Origin of the sequence: Treponema denticola (assembly GCF_024181605.1) — a bacterium.
In the GTDB taxonomy this organism is placed as follows: domain Bacteria; phylum Spirochaetota; class Spirochaetia; order Treponematales; family Treponemataceae; genus Treponema_B; species Treponema_B denticola_B.
On sequence record NZ_CP054477.1, the window covers coordinates 1,858,935 to 1,875,030 of the forward strand.

Here is a 16,096-nt window from a genome sequence, read left to right on the forward strand (position 1 = left end):
GCTCTGCATCGGGGTTGTTGATCTGTACCTTTGATGCTATAGGTAAAAAAAGGCCTGTTTATATTTTTGAAAATATCTGTCTTCAAGATAAAAACATATCTTTACAAGATGGAACAAAAAAGGTTATAATAAACGCAGAGGCCTTTAAGGACACTGAAAACAAAGAATTAAAGAAATTTTTAGAATATCTTAAAACAGGTAAGGCAAATAGTGAATTTACAAGGAGGATAGAAGCTATGATACAAACAGTAAAAAATAATGAGCAAGCAAGACAAGAATATAGATTAATGTCTACTTTTGAGATGGATGCTATGGATAGAGGGGCTTATAAAACTAAGAGAGAAACAGCTAAACTTATGAAAATGGAAAAGCTGGATATGTCTTTAATTAAAAAGATAACAGGCCTACCTGAATCTGAAATAGAGAAACTGTAGTTTTTTATCAACCAATACGGCAAATTGATTAACAGTAAGCCTTCAAATCTTTATGCAATAACCGTTTTTATCTCTTTTAAGGTGCCAGCATAATTTTCTTTAAACTTTGTAAGAAAGCCGTCAAGCAATTCAACGTTTGCAGGGCTTTTAATATTTGAAGGTTCAACCAAAAACTTTTCGATATTTTTTGCAGAGTCTCCCAAGATGTTTGCACCGACCGTATAGGAACTTCCCTTTATCTTATGAGCCGTTTTCCGTATATTTTCACGCAAAACATCATCACTTAAAACAGCTTCTGCACTTGCACCTAAGAGAAGGTTCAAACGATCTATCTCTGCATGATCTTTTTCATAGGCTTCGATAAATGTTTCAAGTAAACTTATGTATATTTCCATGTCTCCGTCTACAAGCTCCATCGCCGCCGCTTTATCTAAATACATATCTCCTCCTATAACATAAAGATAAACAGCTCGGCAGAATCCATGCCGAGCCGTCTACTACTTTATCAATAAAATCTATTTTAAGTTTGTCATCAGCCTGTTAAGCCTTTTTACAAAGTCGACCGGGGCCTTTAGCTCTCCGCTTTCGACCAAGAGGGCTTGTTCCAAAAGGAGGTTGGACATATCTTCTACAAATTCTTTATCCTTCGAATCCTTTAATTTTTGAACCAAGGGATGATCGGCGTTTACTTCCAAAATCGGTTTTACGGCACTTGTATTAAACTGCCCCATAGCCCTCATCATTCTTTCCATCTGCAAGCTGGGATCGGTTTCGTCCACAACTATACATGAAGGAGAATCGGAAAGGCGTTTTGAAAAGCGTACCTCTTTTACCTTATCGCCGAGAACCTCTTTAATCTTTTCGAGTACGGGCTTAAAGTCCTTTTCTTTTTTTTCGGCTGCTTTAGTTTCTTCTTCGGTATTAAGTTCCTTGTCGGAGCCGGCTCTGTTTGCCGCCTTTAATTCCCATTCCTTGTATTTTCCCAATGAAGGAATAATTATATCGTCAACCTCATCGGGCATAATTAAAACTTCAAAGCCCTTTTGTTTGTAAACTTCAAGATGAGGAGATTGACGCAAGGTCTTTTCATCTTCACCTGTAATGTAATAGATAGCCTTTTGATCGCTTTTCATTCTTGAAACATAATCGGCAAAACTGGTCCACTCATCTTCTTTTACTTCGGGCGAAGTTGTCTTAAAGCGTACCAAGTCGGCGAGTTCTTCCCTGTGTTCATAGTCGCCGTACAAGCCTTCTTTTAAGGGGCGGTTAAATTCGGCGATGAATTTATTGTATTTTTCTTTATCGTTTTCTGCGAGCTTTTTAAACTCTCCTAAAAGCTTTTTAACCGAAGCGTTTTTAATGCTTGAAAGAATTCTATTTTGCTGTAAAATTTCGCGGCTTACGTTTAGGGGCAAATCTTCACTATCTATTACACCGCGTACAAAGCGGAGGTATGTGGGCAAAAGTTCTTTTTCATCATCGGTAATAAAGACCCTCTTTACAAAGAGCTTAACTCCCGGCTTATAATCTGCATGGAACATATCGAAGGGTGCTTTCGACGGAACATAAAAGAGAGTTGTGTATTCTTGAGTTCCTTCCGCCTTTGTGTGCACATAGAGTAGAGGCTCTTGGGAATCGTGCGAAATGGATTTATAAAAGTTAAAATAATCTTCTTCTTTTAATTCCGATTTAGGTTTTTGCCAAAGAGCTCCGGCATCGTTTATCTGTTCGGTTTTAAAGGCTTCCGATTTTACCTTTCCCTTATCGTCATATTGCTTTTCGGTAAAATGAAGATAGATTGGGAATGCAATGTGATCGGAATATGTTTTAATTATTTCTTCGATACGCCATCGGGTAGCATACTCCGAGTCCTCATTATTTAAGTGAAGAATAACACAGGTTCCGTTTGCTCCTTCGGGAACATCATCTATTATGGGGAAGGCCGTATCGTCAACCTTTTCCAAGTCATAGGCACCCTTTCCGTCCGAAGTCCACTTCCAAACATCGCTCTCTCCGGCTTTTTTGGAAATAACATCGATGGTAGAGGCTGCCATAAAGGCCGAATAAAAACCTACACCGAACTGACCGATAAGGTTGGAATCTTTTTTATCGGCTGCGGCAAGCTGATCTAAAAAAGCCTTTGTTCCGGATCTTGCTATCGTTCCCAAATTATTTTTTAGATCTTCCTCGTTCATACCCAAGCCGGTATCCCGCACGGTAAGTGTATTGGCCGTATCGTCAAAACAGATGTCGATTCTGGGCTCGAATTTAATCTGCTTATAGGCCTCATCGGAAAGGGTTAAATACTTTAACTTGTCTAATGCATCCGAAGCATTGGAGACAAGCTCCCTCAAAAAGATTTCCTTGTTTGAATAAAGCGAATGAATAATGAGCGACAAAAGCTGGTTCACTTCAGTTTCAAACTTGTACTGTGCCATATCAACCTCCAAAAAAAATAAGCTTGAGGGATTTTCAAATCCCGAGCATTGTTTTTTTACGCACTTTCGTAATAAAATGAGAAAGTGCATATTATATCAAAAGTTTTGCCTCGTGCAAAACTTTAAAGTCAACCCAAGCGACGCCAATCTTAGGAGCTTGGGTTGAACAAACCTCCAAAATAAACCGCAAAGACGCAAAGAGCGCAAAGGGATATTTAAAAATGTAATATTAAATCAATATATTTAAGAATAATAAATTATCGGTAAAAAAGCAAGGGGAGGCTTTTAAATTAAAAATCTATCTTCCATATATTTACAGCTTTTTTAGCCATAGTCCCTTGTCGTTTAACGATGTTATCAATTGTCCAATCAGAATAAATATCCGCAATATCCTTTGTAGTTTTAAAGGAAGATGAAGCAAAAACTTCTCTCTTTTTAAAATAAGGAAGATTTTGAATATCCTTATTTTTGTTTTTTTCTAAAAGGGCTAGATTTCCCAATCGGTATATATACCTTTCAGTCAAACCACCCTCTAGCCCCCATGACTCATCAGGATTTTCAGGTAAAATATGTTCGATAGTATTTTGTTCATCTGTAATATCATATTTAGTATTGGTTTCAAAATTTTCTATATTAGTTAAAATATACTTAATTATTTTTCGATTCCTTGATGTATTTTTTAGTTCTATATTAGAAAAGTCAGGCTTAAAAAGCTCATCAGGATGATAAATTTCTTTGAGAACTTGTCTATCGAATTTTTTAGAATCATTTATTTTTATAGCAAGATTATTAAAAACATTTTCTTCATCATTTGGGTTTAACCCGCCTATGATATTATATCGGAAATAAATAACAGCTATACATTCAACAAGTTTTATAAATTCTTTTATAGATAAATTAGAATACCCTGAAATTAAAAGGGACAGAGGCTGCTTGGCTCCAAAAAGAGTTAATTCCGTCAGTGCTTTTACAATTTTATTTTTATATTCTACTCCATCTTTATCCCGAACTACAAGCCAAAATTCGTCATAAGGATTTAAAAGGGCAACATAGACATCCGCTTTTTTAAGAACATCTCTCAAAAAAGAAAAAACTTCTTTTTTTGTTTTTATATTATTTTTCATTGCCTTAAAAAGCTCATTTTTTCTGACTGTCTTATTTTTACTGTTCCAGTAATATCTCAAAAAATCTTGTATTTTTTCAACTCCTAACTTAGATACAATATTGGTCCATAGAGTTTCGAGTTCATTTAATTCCTGATCTTTTTTATTATTTGTATTGGGATCAACAACAGAAAATAAATAGTTTTTAAGTAAATCGGCAGAAGAAAGTTGAACGCCCCTAGCATTAAGAGTTTCAAAAACTTTATAAGCATTTAGCTCATCATTTACGGTAATCACCGTAAAAAAAAGTTTATCGGCTATAGTATCGACAAATTTCGCAATTTCGGATCCATCATTAAAGTTCAATATTTTTTGATAATACCAATCAAAACAGGATTTCATCAATTTTTCGGATGAATTTAAACCGCGTTTAGGAAATTCTTCTAAAGGAATCATATATCTTTTATAGAAGTCATTATTATTGTGATTAAGTGTCAATTTATTTGAAGCTATCAAGGTTACAGGATCAAGATAGCCTATATACATATTTTGAAGCTGTTCCCTTCTCTTTTTATTATTTTCAGGTTCTATATTTTCTTCTTCCAAATCTTTTAAGCGTTTCAGAGCTGTCATAATTAGAATTGAAATAGTGGTTATCCGCTGCTGACCGTCTATTATTGCATAAGCCTTATTGTCGAATGTTTGAAAAACGAGATACCCCATATAATGAGCTTTTTCAATATTTTTATATAAATTTTCAATATCTTGCCAAAAATCATCCCAATTTTCAGTATACCACGAATAATCTCTTTGAAACTTAGGAACTGCATATGTTACACCATTACCCAATATTTTACGCAATGTCAATGTTGCCGTATCGCTGATACCTATCATTTTCTTCTCCCTTGATTTTAGTTTCAAAAATTATATGTTTATTCTAACATATAAGATTTAATTCTGCAAGTAACTGATTATTTTTCAAACATTTTCAAAAAAACTAAAAAAATATTTATTTATGCCGATATTATTAACAGTAAGTGTATTTAGTTTGTACAATAGAGCCTTTCTATCCAAATAATTATGCAAAATCTCCAAGCTTATTAATGTACATAATAAAAAAAGTTGAAGGTCAAGCATGTATAATAAATTTCAATCTAACCAAAGGTCTAGTGTGGATGAAAATATGTATGAAGATAAAACTCCGGAACAAATTTTCATTGAGAAACGGGCAGAATTATTTTTAAACGCAGCAAAGAAAAATCCAAAAACGTTTATATATAGACTAAAAAGGTCTAACCTTAAGTTTAAATATATCAAAACTAATTTTTATAAAAATAAATAAGACTTTCGGTTTACCGCCATGGACGGCGGAGATCGCAGCCGAAAGCGCTTATTAGCTTATTAAAAGAGCATTTTTTTTTCATAATTTTCTTCACAAAAACAGTAACTTTAGTATAAATCGTACATTTTATAGCATAATAACTACCAACCTTTGAGCTTTACACTGAATTTTATTATAAATAAAAACCTTGGATCGGGTTTTTATATGAGGGAGAATAAAATGAAAAATAATGATTCAAGGGCTATAAACAAAAATAGGCCTTATTCGGAAAAACGTAAATTTTCAATCAAAATAAAATTATTGATAAGTGTTTTTGCCTTACTTTTATTACAGTACACGGCTTTAACCTACAAGGATTGGCTTAGTTTAGAAAGATTTTCAAAAACACAAATAGAATCCATAGCCGATATGAAATACTTGGCGTTTATGGATGCAATAAACAGTTATTCATTAACGGGAAATGCAGTCCTCGATAGTTTATCAACGAATGAAGCTGTAATTAAAGCCTTTGAAGAAAGAGACCGCCAAACTCTTTTAAAAGTCATGGATCCAATTTATAAAAATCTAAAAGAAAAATATAATGCAAAACAAGTTCACTTCCATACTCCTGAAAGTATTTCATTCCTAAGACTTCAAAATCCAAAAAAATTCGGAGACGACCTTTCCTCTTTTAGAAAAACGGTTGTAAAGGCAAATACCGAAAAGAAAGTAATATCCGGTCTCGAAACAGGTGTAAGCGATTTGGGATTCCGTGTAATTTTTCCTTTAAAAAATGAAGCCGGGAAACACTTGGGTACGGTAGAATATGGAGGAGCTATAAATAGTGAATTCATCAAAAAATTTATGGAAACTTGTTCTGCTAAGGTTGCAAACTACGGACTCGATATAAGCGTTTATGCCAAAACATTAGACGGCAATTATAAAATAATGGGTTCAAATTTTGAAAAGGACATAACCGAAAATCCGGAAGAAATCTTAAGTAAACTAAATAATGAATTTCTTATAAAAAAATTAAACAACAAAGCAATAGCTTATTATGGGCTTAAAGACTTTTCGGATAATCTCATAGGTTATGTCAAATTCAGTTACAGTATTGAACAACTTATAACCGAGACAAAGATATTTTTTATAAGGACCTTGCTTATCTCAATAAGCATACTCATAATATTTATTATAATGCTTATTATATTTATAAATAAATTTATAAATCATCCCATAAAAAACACGGCACTTATACTTAAAAACATTTCTGAAGGAGATGGAGATTTAACTGCAAGTCTCCCGATAAGGGGGAATGACAAAATTACATCCCTATCGCATTACTTTAATTTAACGATAGAAAAAATTGCAAATTCCGTAAAATCCGTTAGTCAGGATACCGAAACTATGCAGGAAGTCGGAAACGATTTAGCCGTCAATATGAACGAAACAGCAAGTGCGATATACCAAATAAATGAACACATCTCAAGCATAAAAAAACAAATGATGACGCATGCAGGAAGTGTTATCGAAATAGGTTCTTCACTCCAAGCAATGATGCGAACTATTGAAAATCTTGATAACTCAATAGATATTCAAACTTCTACGGTAGATATTTCAAGCGAATCAATCAAACAAATGGTTGAAAATATAAAAGAGATTTTCGGAATTATTGAAGAGAATATTAAAACTCTTGAAGAACTTAAAAATGCAACAGTAAGCGGAAAAACATTGATCACAGAAACGGTTGAATTAAGTAAGGCTGTAGATTCCAGTTCCGATATTCTTTTGGAAACAAGCGCAATCATTCAAAATATTTCGGCTCAAACGAATCTTCTGTCAATGAATGCAGGAATTGAAGCCGCTCATGCAGGAGAAGCGGGAAAGGGTTTTGCAGTGGTTGCAGGCGAAATCAGAAAACTTGCCGAACAATCCAGCAGCCAAGGGAAAAAGATAAACATCATGCTCAAGGACTTAAAAGAAAAGATAGATAAGGTAAATAATTCCGCTCATAGTATAGAAAAACACTTTGATAATATCTTTGATCTTGTAGAAAAAACAAAGCAGCAAGAACATATTATTATGAATGCAATCGATGCACAAAATGAAGGAAATAAAAGTATCTTAAATACAATGAGCACTATTGACGATATAACTCATAAAATAAGAGATGTATCACATGAGATGCTCAAAGGCAGCACATTGGTTTCCAATGAAATGGATACTCTTTCTGCAATGTCGGATCAAATAGCTAATAGTATGAATGAAATGTCGGAAGGAACAACAGAAATAAATAAGGCCGTATATGAGGTAAATGAAATCACTCAAAAAAATAAACAGAGTATTGAAAACCTCTCATCGGAGATAAAAAAATTCAAGGTAGAATAGTCCGCAAAAAAGGAGAAAAACAATGGTCAGACTTGCAGAATTAAAGGACTTATCAAGAGTTGCAGAAATAAATGTTTACGGTTGGAGAAATACTTATAGGGGTATCGTCGACGATAATTTTTTGTTTTGCGAGCTGTCTGTTGAAAAATCTATCGAGCGTTTAAAGGAAAAAGTTAATACTCAAAACAGTACATCAAAATTATATGTTTATGAAGATGACAAATACGGAATAATAAAAGGGATGATGCTTACGGGAATGTGCCGGGACAACGATAAACCCGATAGTTTTGAACTTATGGCTATTTATGTAGAAAAAGCTTTTGAAAGGTCGGGCGTAGGTTCAAAATTAATTACTCATTTTCAAAAAGAAGCAAAAGAAGCCGGCATACATGAATTATGCATCTGGGTGTTTCAAGAAAACCGGATCGCAAGAAGTTTTTATGAGCATCACGGCTTTAAGCCTGATGGCAAAACACAAGTCCAGGAAGCTTTGAAGGCACTCGAAATGAGATATGTAAAAACAGTTTAAGAGCAGACAGTTGACAAATTGTTTGGGTTATATTTCTACGTGAATGAATACGGCATACATAATAAATTTCAATCAAACAAAGGCATATTGCGGACAAAACTAATTTTTATGAAAATAAATAAATATTTTTTTATCTAATCCTCTTGCATATTTTTATATTTTTATATATAATAATATATCGTTATATTATAGGAGGAAAACTATGAAAGGTTTTGCGATGCTTAAATTAGGTGAAACGGGATGGATTGAAAAGGAACGACCCGTTTGCGGCCCGCTCGATGCGATTTGTAAACCGTTAGCCCTTGCTCCATGTACATCCGACGTACACACGGTTTGGGAAGGAGCAATCGGCGACAGGCATAATATGATTTTAGGACACGAAGGATGCGGTGAAGTTGTCGAAGTCGGATCGTTGGTAAAAGATTTTAAACCGGGCGACAAGGTATTGGTTCCCGCGATTACTCCCGATTGGAATTCTTTGGAAGCCCAAGCAGGGTATTCAATGCATTCCGGCGGTATGCTTGCCGGTTGGAAATTTTCAAACTTTAAGGACGGAGTGTTCGGCGAATATTTCCATGTTAACGATGCGGACGGAAACCTTGCCCTCATTCCCGACGGCGTGAAGATTGAACACGCCCCGATGCTGTCCGACATGGTACCTACCGGCTTCCACGGAGCCGAGCTTGCCGACGTTCAGTATGGGGATTCCGTATTGGTAATCGGTATAGGTCCGGTCGGTTTAATGTCCGTTGCCGGATCGGAATTACGCGGTGCTTCAAAGATCTATGCAGTAGGAACACGCCCAGCCTGTATTGCAGCTGCAAAGTTCTACGGTGCAACCGACATTATCAGCTACAAGAACGGTCCTATCGACAAGCAAATACTCGACCTGACACACGGCAAAGGTGTCGATAAGGTCATTATCGCTGGCGGTACCGTCGATACCTTTGATGAAGCAGTCAAGGCATTAAAAGCTGGCGGTAAAATCGGAAACGTCAACTATCTCGGTTCGGGAGTTTCCATTAAAATTCCAAGAGTAGAATGGGGTGTAGGAATGGGACACAAGCAAATCAACGGCGGCTTAATGCCAGGCGGAAGGCTCCGTATGGAAAAATTGAGCAGTCTTGTTTCAGTTGGTAAACTGGATCTATCAAAACTCATCACCCATACTTTTAAAGGGTTTGAGAATGTCGAAAAAGCACTCTATTTGATGAAAGATAAGCCGGCCGACTTAATTAAACCGGTTGTTATCATCTAAACACGGTTCCATCCCTTGCAGGGTACTCATTATAAAAACACCGCTGCTAAATCCTGATTATGGATTAAGCGGCGTTACATACTTTATTCTATGAATATTTTTGTGATTTCCGGCTTTTTAGGAGCAGGTAAAACAACCTTTATCAAAACGCTTTCCGAAAAAACAGGGAAAGAATTTGCTGTTATGGAAAACGAATATGGCGAAACGGGAATTGATGGAGCACTATTAAAACAAGATCGATTAAAGGTGTGGGAGCTTACCGAAGGGTGTATCTGCTGTTCACTCAAATCCGATTTTGCTTCTTCCATATTGACGATAGCCAATACACTAAATCCCGAATATTTGATAGTGGAACCAACCGGCGTTGGTTTACTCAGTGCAGTGTTGCACAATATCGGTAAAATCGAATATAACCGCATACGCCTCCTTGAGCCGGTTACCGTTGTAGATGTACACTGCGTAGACCATTATCTGAAAGAGTTCATGGACATATATACCGACCAGCTTAAAAATACGCAGCGCATTCTTCTTTCTAAAATCGAAAATATTTCTGCTGAAGATTTAAGCCGTGTTAGTGCGCTTATTCGCACGGTGAATCCTGATGCGGAAATCCTAAATACCCCATATCAAAATCAGCCTATGGAATGGTGGGAAAAGCTGCTGCAAACTCCGCTGAATAAACAACAAGCTATCGCTTTACTGCCGCAAGACCTCGCACCCGATTTGGAAAATATCGGAATTACAGACATTACCGTTGATACCGTTAACGATCTGCTGGAATTGCTGGTTTCCCTTTTGCGAGGATACTTCGGCAGAGTCTACCGTGCAAAAGGATTTGTACCTATCGATGGGCAATGGACAAAATTCGATATAGTCGATAGACAGTATACAGTTTCTGTTTGTGATCCTATGCCCGAATCGAAAGCCGTAATAATCGGACAAAAACTGGACAGAGAGAGGCTTCGGACAGCATTTACTGTAGATTCACATTAATCATACCGCCGGAACAAGACAGGAAATCTGCTCATGTCAAAAAAAACAATTTCTTTAAAAGCTGAACTTTGTGCACTCTATGACTCGGTCGTTTCCTGCAAGGTCTTTATGAATTTGAACTTGAGAAAAACCTGCGTTTCTAAAAATCTCGGCAGCTTGGGCGGCGTGGTATTCGCCTACTTCGACAAAAAGTTTTCCGCCGTGGTTTAAGCTTAAATAAGAGTTTTCTGCCAAGGGCGGAATTAAGTCCAGCCCTTCAATACCGCCGTCAAGGGCAAGGCGGGGTTCAGAGCGGCCGTCTTCTAAAAGGCTTTCCGTAAGCCTTGACGGAACGTATGGCGGATTTGCAGTTATCAAATCGTAGTTTTGTTTCGGCTCCGGCACGCAGGGAAAAGAAAAACGCAGATCGGCTCTTACTGCAAGAGCCCTCTTATAAAGAGATTGAGGCAAAAGCGAATCCATATTCTTTTTACAAACTGTTAAAGCCTCCTCCGAAATATCCGCAAGAATCAAAAAAAAACTTTTATCAAAATAACTTTGCGTTCTTTGCGCCCTCTGCAGTTTATCAAATGCGTCAGATGTTTGGCTTAAACTCTCGTAAAGTTCCGCCGCAAGAGATAGACCTATACAGCCCGACCCTGTGCAAATATCCAAAACAAACAGAGGCTCATTTTTTTTTAACTTCTCCATTGCAAAATTTAAGGCGTGCTCTACCAAGGTTTCGGTGTCGGGCTTGGGGATAAGCACATTTTCATTTACATAAAAAGTTCTTCCGAAAAAATCCTTTGTTCCGGTTAAATAGGCAATGGGGATACCTGAACTTCTTTTTTGAACAAAAGCTTCAAACTCATTCTTGTATGGTAAAAAATCAAAATCGGAATGAGACAATAACCATGAGCGCTCTTTTTTTAAGATATGGGCTATCAAAATATCGGCATCAAAGAGAGCCTCATTCCTTCCGTATCCGTTCCTTGTTAAAAGGTGCGAAGAAAGAAAGGAATGAGCAGCAAAAAGACGGGCATCCTTTACGGTAAAAAAAAGCATTGAGCTTTATTTATGCTCCAAGTGATGATCTGCGGCCTTCATCATTTCTTCGCGGGCGGCGATACAGAGGGCATCGATTAACTCGTCGAGAGAACCCTGCATAACCGAATCCAATTTATAAAGGGTTAAGTTAATGCGGTGATCGGTTACGCGGTTTTGCGGAAAGTTATAGGTGCGGATACGCTCGGAGCGGTCGCCGGAACCGACCTGACTTTTTCTGTTTTGAGCCCGTTCTGCCTGCTTTTTACTTTCTTCCAAATCATAAAGGCGGCTTCGCAAAACACGCATAGCCTTTGCCTTATTTTTAATCTGGCTTTTTTCGTCCTGACAAATAACAACAAGGCCGGTAGGTATGTGGGTAATGCGGACTGCCGAGTCCGTGGTATTAACGCACTGACCTCCCGGGCCTCCTGCACGCATAACATCGATACGCAAATCCTCTTGATTGATTTCGATTTCGGTTTCTTCGGCTTCGGGCAAAACCGCAACGGTTACCGCACTTGTGTGAATGCGGCCTGAGCCCTCCGTTTCAGGAACACGCTGAACGCGGTGAACGCCCGATTCGTATCGAAGACTTCCGTAAACATATTTTCCCGAAATGGAAAAGGTAATTTCTTTGTAGCCGCCGAGCTCGGTTTCGTTTAGGGACAAAACCTCGTACTTCCAGTTTTTCATTTCGGCGTAGTGGGTATACATTCTAAAAAGATCGGCCGCAAAGAGGGCAGCTTCATCGCCTCCTGTACCGCCGCGTATTTCCATAATAATATTTTTTTCTTCCAGAGGATCGGGTGGAATTAAAAGCATCTTGAGATCGGCCTCGCTTTTTTCAAAGGCGGCTTCAAGAGAGTGAAGCTCTTCCCTCGCCATCTCTTTAAGTTCGGCATCGCTTTCTTCCTGAATGAGAAGCTTGGAATCTTCTATCTGTTTTTCGATAGAAAGATAGTTATCGTATTCTTCCATCAATTTTGAAAGATAGGAGTGTTCCCTCATGGTTTCTTTATATTTTGCAACATCTTTAATAAGGTTAGGGTTTTCAACTTCTTTTTCGACTTCGACAAGTCTGTTTCTTAAATTATCCAATCGTTCTTTCATAAAAATTCCTTGTATTGAGGAATGAGTATAACAGTTTTTAAGAAAAATGTATACAGGGATTACAAAATCGCTTGTTAATGACACTGTCTTTAATTAAAAAAATAACAGGGCTTCCCGAATCGGAAATTGAAAAGCTGTAATTTTCCATATTTAATATAGTAGATGTTAATTGTATTATATCACACTTACAACATTTTTATAAGGGAACGCATTGCCTTGAATTCCTTATTCTGATATAATCTTCAGTACATCAGAATAAGGAGCTTAGAATATGAAAAAAGCGGAAGCATTGATGAAGTTCATCGACAAGAGCCCATCGGTTTACCATGCAATAAAAAATGCAGGCGAATTTTTAGAAGCAAAGGGTTTTGTTCATTTAAACAGAGAAGACACATTTGAGTTAAAGCCTCAAGGAAGATATTTTGTAACAAATAACGGGAGTGCTTTAATAGCATGGCAAATGCCCAAGTCCGGCAATGCCGAAAACGGTTTTAGGATTGTAGGAAGCCACAGCGATTCTCCTACTTTTCGCATAAAACCCAATCCCGAAATTAAGGTAAACAATCACTATCTAAAACTAAACACCGAAGGTTACGGAGGGGTAATCCTTTCAACATGGTTTGACAGGCCCCTTTCGGCTGCAGGAAGGGTTATCATAAAAACCGGCGATCTTTTAAAACCTGAAGTAAAACTTATCAACTTTGATAAAAACCTTTTGACAATTCCAAGCCTTGCCATTCACATGAATAGGGAGATAAATGACGGCTATAAATTCAACAAGCAAAAAGACACCCTCCCCCTAATCGCTTTAATAAACGAAAAACTTGAAGAAAAGGGCTTTTTGATGAACCTTATCGCAGAAGAAGCCGGAGTAACGGTTGACAAGATTTTGGACTTTGACCTATACCTCTATGACAGACAGCCCGGCTGCTTTATCGGAGCGAACAACGAGTTTTTCTCCGTAGGAAGAATAGACAACCTTGGAATGGCCTGTGCCTCCATTGATGCTCTAGGCGATGCCCTTCCTTCAAATTTTGTGCAGGTTGCAGCTATCTTTGACAATGAAGAAGTCGGCTCAAGGACAGCCCAAGGCGCGGGCAGCCCATTTCTTCACGATACATTGCAAAGAATAATCGTAAGCACCGCAAAGGAAAACGCCTTTGAAGAATTGCAAAAAGCCTTGGCTAAATCCTTTTTAATCTCTGCGGATCAGGCACATGCCCTTCATCCCAACTATACGGAAAAAAACGATATTACAAACTTCCCGCTTATGAACAAGGGGCCCGCAATTAAGGTTGCCGCTTCCATGAGCTATACTACAGACGGTATATCGGCTGCAATCTTTAGGGATATCTGTGCAAGGGCGAAGGTTCCCTGTCAAAACTTCGTAAACCGCTCCGATATGGCCGGCGGCTCGACGATAGGCCCGATTTCCGTTTCTAACCTTAACATAAAGAGCGTCGATATCGGAAACCCCATCTTGGGTATGCATTCGGTGCGGGAATTGGGAGGCACCGAAGATCAGGAATATATTACAAAGGCCTTTGCAGAATTTTACAAATAAGAGTTTTACAAAAAAATGTATAGATTTTCCGATTATGATGTAATCGTCGTAGGTGCAGGACATGCAGGCATTGAAGCCGCCCTAGCTTCCGCCAGAATGGGGGAAACTGTCCTGCTGATTACCCAGACTCTCGACAGCGCGGGCCGCCTTTCGTGTAATCCTTCGATAGGCGGTATCTCCAAGGGAAACATAGTCCGCGAGATAGACGCCCTCGGCGGCGAAATGGGGAAACTCGCAGATGCCTCGATGATTCAGTACAGGCTTTTAAACAAGAGCCGAGGGCCGGCTGTTCAGGCACCGAGGGTTCAAGCCGACAAATTTCTTTATTCTCAACTGGCAAAGCACGCAATAGAGCTTGAAAAGAACCTCCATGTTTTTCAGGACACCGTTATCGATATAGTTTCCTCAAACACAAATGAATCGGGTTATGTAGAAAAGGGATGCGTTCAGTATGTAAAGACGGAAAGAGGTAGGGAATTTTCGGCTAAGGCGGTAGTCCTTGCAACCGGCACCTTTATGGAAGGCAAGATTTACATAGGCGAATACGAATCTCCCGACGGAAGGCTTGGCGAAAGAGCAGCCATAGGCCTCGGCCCCGCCCTTGCAAAGAAGGGCTTTACCGTAGGCAGGCTTAAAACGGGAACGCCCATGCGTATCCTCCGCCGCTCCTTTGATTCTTCCCTTACCGAAGAGCAGGAAGCCGATGAGATTATGCGTCCCTTTTCTTTTTCAAATGCGGAAATACATAGGCCCTATGCAAAATGCTATATAACTCATACCAATCAGGAAACCCATGATATAATAAGGGAAAACCTTCACAGGGCAGCCCTTTTTTCGGGCAAAATCACAGGAACTGGAGCCCGCTACTGCCCCTCCATCGAAGATAAAATTAAAAAATTCCCCGAACGGGATCGCCACCATGTCTACATAGAACCGGAAGGTTTAAACACGGAAGAGCTTTATATAAACGGGCTTTCTTCCTCCCTTCCCGAAGATGTGCAGGACAGAATGATAAGAACCATTCCCTGCTTTAAGGAGGTAATAATTACCCGCCCGGCCTATGCCGTAGACTATGCCTATGTTTCGCCGATCCAGCTTTCATCGGATCTTCAGACACGGCGGATTGAAGGCCTCTTTTTGGCAGGGCAGATAAACGGAACTTCAGGCTATGAAGAAGCCGGAGGTCAGGGCATAATCGCCGGTATAAACGCAGCTCTTTTTTCACGCTCTCTAAAATTTAAGGACGAAAAATATGTTCCCTTTGTACTAAAGAGGGATGAGGCCTACATAGGCGTTATGATAGATGACCTTGTAACTCAGGGAGTGGATGAGCCTTACCGAATGTTTACGGCCCGTGCAGAGTACAGACTGAACCTCAGGCATGACACAGCCGATGAAAGACTTACGGAAAGGGCTTATCAAATAGGGCTTCAAACCAAGGAGGCTTCTGACCGCCTAAAGGAAAAGCTTTTAACCAGAGAAAGAATAATATCGCTATGGAAGGATATAAAGATTACGAGGGAGCTCATTGCAAAAAATCCCGAACTTAAAAACCATATCGGGAAGAGCCTTGCCGATACCCTCCATGACCCTCAAGTTTCCCTTGAATGTATATGCTCAATAGATGAAAATTCCAAGGATTACAGCGCAGAACTTTTAGAATCGGCCGAGCTTGAAATAAGGTATGAACACTATATAGCCGTTCAAAACAGAAAGATAGCCAAAGTGAAACGTATGGAAAACACTAAAATTCCTGCTGACTTTGACTATGATGCAGTTTCCGGCCTTTCTACCGAGTCACGAGCCCGCCTAAAAGAAGTACGCCCCGAAACCATAGGGCAAGCAAGCCGGATTAGGGGGATTAGGCCTTCGGATATTATGTTACTATCTATTCTCTTATAAATCTCTTGTAAATATGCGGACATCTACTGC

12 protein-coding genes and 1 pseudogene are annotated in these 16,096 nt (G+C 38.6%); 8 read left to right on the forward strand and 5 right to left on the reverse strand.

Translation table 11 applies throughout. The features are described 5' to 3' along the window. Nucleotides 1-20: 20 nt before the first annotated feature. Nucleotides 21-434: pseudogene (locus E4N80_RS08705) on the forward strand (nuclease/transposase family protein); the annotation flags it as partial. Nucleotides 435-484: 50 nt separating this feature from the next. On the opposite strand, the gene E4N80_RS08710 reads toward E4N80_RS08705, so the two are convergent. The 3 genes from E4N80_RS08710 to E4N80_RS08720 form a co-directional block, all read right to left on the reverse strand. Continuing rightward, nucleotides 485-874, reverse strand: a complete 390-nt coding sequence (locus tag E4N80_RS08710) for an Hpt domain-containing protein (RefSeq protein WP_253698885.1) — start codon at nucleotides 872-874, stop codon at nucleotides 485-487. Nucleotides 875-949: 75 nt separating this feature from the next. Next, nucleotides 950-2,872 carry a molecular chaperone HtpG gene (gene htpG / locus E4N80_RS08715; protein ID WP_253698886.1) on the reverse strand — a complete coding sequence of 641 codons (1,923 nt, stop codon included), beginning with the start codon at nucleotides 2,870-2,872 and terminating at the stop codon, nucleotides 950-952. Between the two features lie 290 nt (nucleotides 2,873-3,162). Then, entirely contained in the window at nucleotides 3,163-4,869 is a 1,707-nt protein-coding gene (locus E4N80_RS08720) for a DUF262 domain-containing protein (protein WP_253698887.1), read from the reverse strand. A 289-nt stretch (nucleotides 4,870-5,158) separates the two neighbouring features. Here E4N80_RS08720 and E4N80_RS08725 point away from each other — a divergent pair, with 289 nt between their 5' ends. The 5 genes from E4N80_RS08725 (at nucleotide 5,159) to E4N80_RS08745 (ending at nucleotide 10,464) form a co-directional block, all read left to right on the forward strand. Beyond that, nucleotides 5,159-5,317 carry a hypothetical protein gene (locus tag E4N80_RS08725; protein ID WP_253698888.1) on the forward strand — a complete coding sequence of 53 codons (159 nt, stop codon included), beginning with the start codon at nucleotides 5,159-5,161 and terminating at the stop codon, nucleotides 5,315-5,317. A 219-nt stretch (nucleotides 5,318-5,536) separates the two neighbouring features. Beyond that, nucleotides 5,537-7,684 (forward strand): methyl-accepting chemotaxis protein, encoded by a 2,148-nt coding sequence (locus E4N80_RS08730; protein ID WP_253698889.1) that lies wholly within the window; start codon nucleotides 5,537-5,539, stop codon nucleotides 7,682-7,684. Nucleotides 7,685-7,706: 22 nt separating this feature from the next. Then, nucleotides 7,707-8,213 (forward strand): GNAT family N-acetyltransferase, encoded by a 507-nt coding sequence (locus tag E4N80_RS08735; protein WP_253698890.1) that lies wholly within the window; start codon nucleotides 7,707-7,709, stop codon nucleotides 8,211-8,213. Between the two features lie 202 nt (nucleotides 8,214-8,415). Continuing rightward, nucleotides 8,416-9,471, forward strand: coding sequence for an NAD(P)-dependent alcohol dehydrogenase (locus E4N80_RS08740; RefSeq protein ID WP_253698891.1), 1,056 nt, complete (start codon nucleotides 8,416-8,418; stop codon nucleotides 9,469-9,471). A gap of 90 nt (nucleotides 9,472-9,561) precedes the next feature. Continuing rightward, a complete protein-coding gene (locus tag E4N80_RS08745) occupies nucleotides 9,562-10,464 on the forward strand; it encodes a CobW family GTP-binding protein (RefSeq protein WP_253698892.1) in 903 nt (300 codons plus the stop codon). 54 nt (nucleotides 10,465-10,518) lie between these two features. On the opposite strand, the gene prmC is transcribed toward E4N80_RS08745, so the two are convergent. Then, complete coding sequence (gene prmC / locus E4N80_RS08750) at nucleotides 10,519-11,508, reverse strand: peptide chain release factor N(5)-glutamine methyltransferase (RefSeq protein WP_253698893.1); 990 nt, start codon at nucleotides 11,506-11,508, stop codon at nucleotides 10,519-10,521. 6 nt (nucleotides 11,509-11,514) lie between these two features. After that, a complete protein-coding gene (prfA, locus tag E4N80_RS08755) occupies nucleotides 11,515-12,600 on the reverse strand; it encodes a peptide chain release factor 1 (RefSeq protein ID WP_253698894.1) in 1,086 nt (361 codons plus the stop codon). A 271-nt stretch (nucleotides 12,601-12,871) separates the two neighbouring features. Here prfA and E4N80_RS08760 point away from each other — a divergent pair, with 271 nt between their 5' ends. Both E4N80_RS08760 and mnmG read left to right on the forward strand, forming a co-directional pair. After that, nucleotides 12,872-14,164, forward strand: a complete 1,293-nt coding sequence (locus E4N80_RS08760; RefSeq protein WP_253698895.1) for a M18 family aminopeptidase — start codon at nucleotides 12,872-12,874, stop codon at nucleotides 14,162-14,164. 15 nt (nucleotides 14,165-14,179) lie between these two features. After that, nucleotides 14,180-16,066, forward strand: a complete 1,887-nt coding sequence (gene mnmG / locus E4N80_RS08765; protein ID WP_253698896.1) for a tRNA uridine-5-carboxymethylaminomethyl(34) synthesis enzyme MnmG — start codon at nucleotides 14,180-14,182, stop codon at nucleotides 16,064-16,066. Nucleotides 16,067-16,096 lie beyond the last annotated feature (30 nt).